Consider the following 5,983-nt stretch of genomic DNA (forward strand, 5'->3'; position numbering starts at 1 on the left):
TGGTTGCGGGAGTAGGATTTGAACCTACGACCTTCAGGTTATGAGCCTGACGAGCTACCGGGCTGCTCCATCCCGCGACAGGGTCGAATAAGTGCGATATCGTTAGAGAGATTTTGGGATTTTTCTAGGTTTGGCGGTGACCTACTCTCCCGGGGCTTAAGCCCAAGTACCATTGGCGCGGCAGTGCTTAACTTCCGGGTTCGGGATGGGACCGGGTGTTTCACTTGCGCTATGACCACCAAACCGAGGAAAATCCCCACGTCGGCTTTTGCGGAGCAAAAGCGACGGGTGGCAGGCAGCGTATTTGCATGCAAATGCGCGTTGCCACTCGGTAGTTATGTCAATCAACACCGCAGCGTTTTGCTGCGAAGTTATCCATGTTTACTGAGGTGTATGTTTTTGATTTGTCTTTCCATTACTGGATCAAATCAAGCCTATCGGGCGATTAGTACCGGTCAACTGAACGCATTACTGCGCTTACATCTCCGGCCTATTGACGTGGTGGTCTTCCACGGCCCTCAGGGAGACCTTGTTTTGAGGGGGGCTTCCCGCTTAGATGCCTTCAGCGGTTATCCTGTCCGATCATAGCTACCCAGCACTGCCGTTGGCACGACAACTGGTCCACCAGTGGATCGTTCACCCCGGTCCTCTCGTACTAGGGGCAACTCCTCTCAAGTCTCCTACACCCACGGCAGATAGGGACCGAACTGTCTCACGACGTTCTAAACCCAGCTCACGTACCTCTTTAAACGGCGAACAGCCGTACCCTTGGGACCTGCTCCAGCCCCAGGATGAGATGAGCCGACATCGAGGTGCCAAACACTGCCGTCGATATGGACTCTTGGGCAGTATCAGCCTGTTATCCCCGGCGTACCTTTTATCCGTTGAGCGATGGCCCTTCCACTCGGGACCACCGGATCACTATGGCCGTCTTTCGACTCTGCTCGACTTGTCAGTCTCGCAGTCAGGCTGGCTTCTGCCATTGCACTCAACGAGCGATTTCCGACCGCTCTGAGCCAACCTTCGCGCGCCTCCGTTACGCTTTAGGAGGCGACCGCCCCAGTCAAACTACCCGCCACGCAGGGTCCCGGATCCGGATAACGGACCGCGGTTAGACATCAAGAGTGCGAAGGGTGGTATCTCAAGGGAGGCTCCACAGGGACTTGCGTTCCTGCTTCAAAGCCTACCACCTATCCTGCACATCACAATCCTGATGCCAGTGCGAAGCTGTAGTAAAGGTGCACGGGGTCTTTCCGTCTAACCGCGGGAAGCCTGCATCTTGACAGGCAATTCAATTTCGCTGAGTCGATGTTGGAGACAGCGGGGAAGTCGTTACGCCATTCGTGCAGGTCGGAACTTACCCGACAAGGAATTTCGCTACCTTAGGACCGTTATAGTTACGGCCGCCGTTTACCTGGGCTTCAATTCAAGGCTCTCACCTCTCCTTTTAACCTTCAGGCACCGGGCAGGCGTCAGACCCTATACGTCGTCTTGCGACTTCGCAGAGCCCTGTGTTTTTAATAAACAGTCGCCACCCCCTGGTTTGTGCCCCCAGCCCCTAGTTGCCTAGGAACCGGGCCTCCTTCTCGCGAACTTACGGAGGTATTTTGCCGAGTTCCTTCAACATCGTTCTCTCAAGCGCCTTGGTATGCTCTACCAGTCCACCTGTGTCGGTTTAGGGTACGGTCTTATAGGAGGGCTATTTCCAGGAACCTCTCAGCAGCCCATTCAATCCGATAAGGATGAACTACACCTGAGATCCGTCACCACTCCACGGCCTAGGAATATTAACCTAGTTCCCATCGCCTACGCCTTTCGGCCTCGGCTTAGGGGCCGGCTTACCCTGCTCAGATTAGCTTTAAGCAGGAACCCTTGGACTTTCGGCGAGAGTGTCTCTCACACTCTTTGTCGCTACTCATGTCATCATTCTCACTAGTGATCTCTCCACGGGATCGCTCACGCGCCCGCTTCATCGAAAGCCTCTCTCCTCCAATCTGCCCGAAGGCATGAAGGAGGAATGAGACTATGTCACACTACGCTCTGCTACCGATGCTTACGCATCCCTAGACTTCGGCTCATGGCTTGAGCCCCGTTACATCTTCGCCGCAGGACAACTTATTTAGACCAGTGAGCTGTTACGCTATCTTTAAAGGATGGCTGCTTCTAAGCCAACCTCCTGGTTGTTTTGGTCGTCCCACCTGCTTTCCCACTTAGCCATGAATTGGGGGCCTTAGTCGTAGGTCAGGGTTGTTTCCCTCTCCACTACGGACGTTAGCATCCGCAGTGTGTCTGCCATCTAGTACTCCCGGGTATTCGGAGTTTGGTTAGGATCAGTAAGCCTGTGGGGCCCCATTACCCATCCAGTGCTCTACCCCCCGGGGTATTCGGATGACGCTCTACCTAAATAGATTTCGCAGAGAACCAGCTATCTCCGAGTTTGATTGGCCTTTCACCCCTAGGCACAGCTCATCCCGATCCTTTTCAACGGATGTGGGTTCGGTCCTCCAGTAAGTGTTACCTTACCTTCAACCTGGCCATGCCTAGATCACTCGGTTTCGGGTCTGATCCCACGAACTCATGCGCCCTATTAAGACTCGCTTTCGCTACGCCTACACCTAACGGCTTAAGCTTGCTCGTGAGACCAAGTCGATGACCCATTATACAAAAGGTACGCCGTCAGCTCGCAAGGAGCCTCCGACTGATTGTAGGCGTTCGGTTTCAGGTACTGTTTCACTCCCCTCGTCGGGGTGCTTTTCACCTTTCCCTCACGGTACTGGTTCACTATCGGTCAGCAAGGAGTACTTAGCCTTCGAAGGTGGTCCTCCGATCTTCAGACAGAATTTCACGTGTTCCGCCCTACTTAATACGTCCATCAGAGCTTAGAATACGGGGCTGTCACCCGCTATGGCCATGCTTCCCAACATGTTCTTCTCACTCATCTGGCTCGGCTGGTCCCCGTTCGCTCGCCGCTACTAGGGGAGTATCAATTGATTTCCTTTCCTCCGGGTACTTAGATGTTTCAGTTCCCCGGGTTTGCCTTTATAACCCTATGTATTCAGGTCATAAATACTTGATTAAGCCACCTATTGATCATCCAGAGGATAACAATAGAGAGCTTTCAAGTGGGTTGCCCCATTCAGAAATCCATGGATCAAAGCTTATTCTCAGCTCCCCATGGCTTATCGCAGAGTATCACGTCTTTCATCGCCTCTTGCTGCCAAGGCATTCACCAAACGCCCTTCTCGCGCTTGATTTGATCCAGAAAAAGAAAGACTTGATATTTGCACTACCGCCTATTCGGCTACTTGAGTGCGTTTGACCGCACACAACCGAAGCTGCGCCAGTAATCAAATCAATCACGATGACCCAGCTGGTAACTAAAGGTCATCTGTTCTTCTGAACCAAAAACATACATTTCCCGCCCCCGCCACTTGGACGAGGACAAATGAGCAACCCCATATGGTCTCTCAGCCGTGCAGCTGATCAACGCAGGTCGCTCGGGTTAGTATATTAGACTTGGACAACTCTGTTCGTTTCGATCGGGATACGCAGACAGGGCCGGCTAGACCCAAACTGCGCCGCTTATCCGAAGATAAGAACGACCGAGATCAATGCCACACTCGGCACGATCAAACAGTGTTGATTGATTTCTCTCTAAACGATGTCAAAGCTTCCGAAGAAGCGACGTCCGATTGGACGGTGAAGAACCAAAATGGTGCTTAACGGTCAAATCGAAGGTAAATGGTGGAGCCTAGGAGGATCGAACTCCTGACCTCCTGAATGCAAATCAGGCGCTCTCCCAGCTGAGCTAAGGCCCCATAAAGTGGCTCTCGTGACATTCATCCAAGATGAATGCACTGCCGCCTCTCACTTTTCGGCTTCACCGAAAGTGAGTTGGTGGGTCGAGGAGGACTTGAACCTCCGACCTCACGCTTATCAGGCGTGCGCTCTAACCACCTGAGCTACCGACCCAGACAGGCCGGTCGGCCTGATGTGTTCTGAAGAGATATGAGGACGGCTCGGTCCATGAGTTTGATCAACTTTGTTTGTTGATCTTCTGCTAAGTGTATCACGAGATTTGCGAACAAATCTAACTAGATACATCCTTAGAAAGGAGGTGATCCAGCCGCAGGTTCCCCTACGGCTACCTTGTTACGACTTCACCCCAGTCGCTGATCCTACCGTGGCCGCCTGCCCCCCGAAGGTTAGCGCAGCGTCGTCGGGTAGAACCAACTCCCATGGTGTGACGGGCGGTGTGTACAAGGCCCGGGAACGTATTCACCGCGTCATGCTGTTACGCGATTACTAGCGATTCCGACTTCATGGGGTCGAGTTGCAGACCCCAATCCGAACTGAGACAGTTTTTTGGGATTAACCCATTGTCACTGCCATTGTAGCACGTGTGTAGCCCAACCCGTAAGGGCCATGAGGACTTGACGTCATCCACACCTTCCTCCCGCTTATCACGGGCAGTTTCCCTAGAGTGCCCAGCCGAACTGCTGGCAACTAAGGATGTGGGTTGCGCTCGTTGCCGGACTTAACCGAACATCTCACGACACGAGCTGACGACAGCCATGCAGCACCTGTCACTAGGTCACCGAAGTGAAAGACCCATCTCTGGGCCGGTCCTAGGATGTCAAGGGTTGGTAAGGTTCTGCGCGTTGCTTCGAATTAAACCACATGCTCCACCGCTTGTGCGGGCCCCCGTCAATTCCTTTGAGTTTTAATCTTGCGACCGTACTCCCCAGGCGGAATGCTTAATCCGTTAGGTGTGTCACCGAATAGCATGCTACCCGACGACTGGCATTCATCGTTTACGGTGTGGACTACCAGGGTATCTAATCCTGTTTGCTCCCCACACTTTCGCACCTCAGCGTCAGTATCGAGCCAGTGAGCCGCCTTCGCCACTGGTGTTCCTCCGAATATCTACGAATTTCACCTCTACACTCGGAATTCCACTCACCTCTCTCGAACTCTAGACTGATAGTTTTGGAGGCAGTTCCAGGGTTGAGCCCTGGGATTTCACCCCCAACTTTCCAGTCCGCCTACGTGCGCTTTACGCCCAGTAATTCCGAACAACGCTAACCCCCTCCGTATTACCGCGGCTGCTGGCACGGAGTTAGCCGGGGTTTCTTTACCTGCTACCGTCATTATCTTCACAGGCGAAAGAGCTTTACGACCCTAAGGCCTTCATCACTCACGCGGCATGGCTGGATCAGGGTTGCCCCCATTGTCCAAGATTCCCCACTGCTGCCTCCCGTAGGAGTCTGGGCCGTGTCTCAGTCCCAGTGTTGCTGATCATCCTCTAAAACCAGCTATAGATCGTAGGCTTGGTAGGCCATTACCCCACCAACTACCTAATCTAACGCGGGCCAATCCTTTGGCGATAAATCTTTCCCCCGAAGGGCTCATACGGTATTACTCTCCGTTTCCAGAGGCTATTCCGTACCAAAGGGTATGTTCCCACGCGTTACTAACCCGTCCGCCGCTCACCCGAAGGTGCGCTCGACTTGCATGTGTTAAGCCTGCCGCCAGCGTTCGTTCTGAGCCAGGATCAAACTCTCAAGTTGAAAAGCATTGCTGCTTATCCTTGACGTTCGAACCTCTGCACATCTCATCAGGAGGCTAATCCTGATGAAGTCTTCTGTTTGATGTACACAGATTTCCTAAGAAATCAGTGAACCACTCAAACAGTGAAGCTGACACTGGATCATCGAGCCAAAGCCCTACCAGCGCGATATACAGACATTCAATCCGTCGAAACGAACCAAACCGCCCACATATCTCTTCAGTTATCCATCAATGTCAAAGAACATAACACCCAGAGCCAAAAATCAGACCGTTGCGCCAATAACATCAGCGCGCCCGCCTAAATCATTCCCTAAGATGCCCACCGTCTCTCCGATGCGTCCGGCTGTCTCTCCAACCCGTCCGGCCGTCTCTCCGACCCGTCAGCACCGCCTCAGCAGCGCCGGTGAAGGGG

The 5,983-nt window shown here is 53.1% G+C and carries 3 tRNA genes and 3 rRNA genes; all 6 read right to left on the reverse strand.

Features of this window, described 5'->3' with window-relative positions:
• Positions 1-77, reverse strand: a tRNA-Met gene (locus tag AC2FFH_RS23005).
• 51 nt (positions 78-128) lie between these two features.
• A 5S ribosomal RNA gene (rrf, locus tag AC2FFH_RS23010) occupies positions 129-243 on the reverse strand.
• 181 nt (positions 244-424) lie between these two features.
• A 23S ribosomal RNA gene (locus AC2FFH_RS23015) occupies positions 425-3,254 on the reverse strand.
• Between the two features lie 488 nt (positions 3,255-3,742).
• Positions 3,743-3,818, reverse strand: a tRNA-Ala gene (locus tag AC2FFH_RS23020).
• Positions 3,819-3,895: 77 nt separating this feature from the next.
• Positions 3,896-3,972, reverse strand: a tRNA-Ile gene (locus AC2FFH_RS23025).
• Between the two features lie 138 nt (positions 3,973-4,110).
• Positions 4,111-5,570 (reverse strand): 16S ribosomal RNA (locus AC2FFH_RS23030).
• Together the 16S, 23S and 5S rRNA genes with 3 tRNA genes alongside form the textbook arrangement of a ribosomal RNA operon.
• Positions 5,571-5,983 lie beyond the last annotated feature (413 nt).

This window comes from Ruegeria sp. YTSC003 (genome assembly GCF_059609785.1).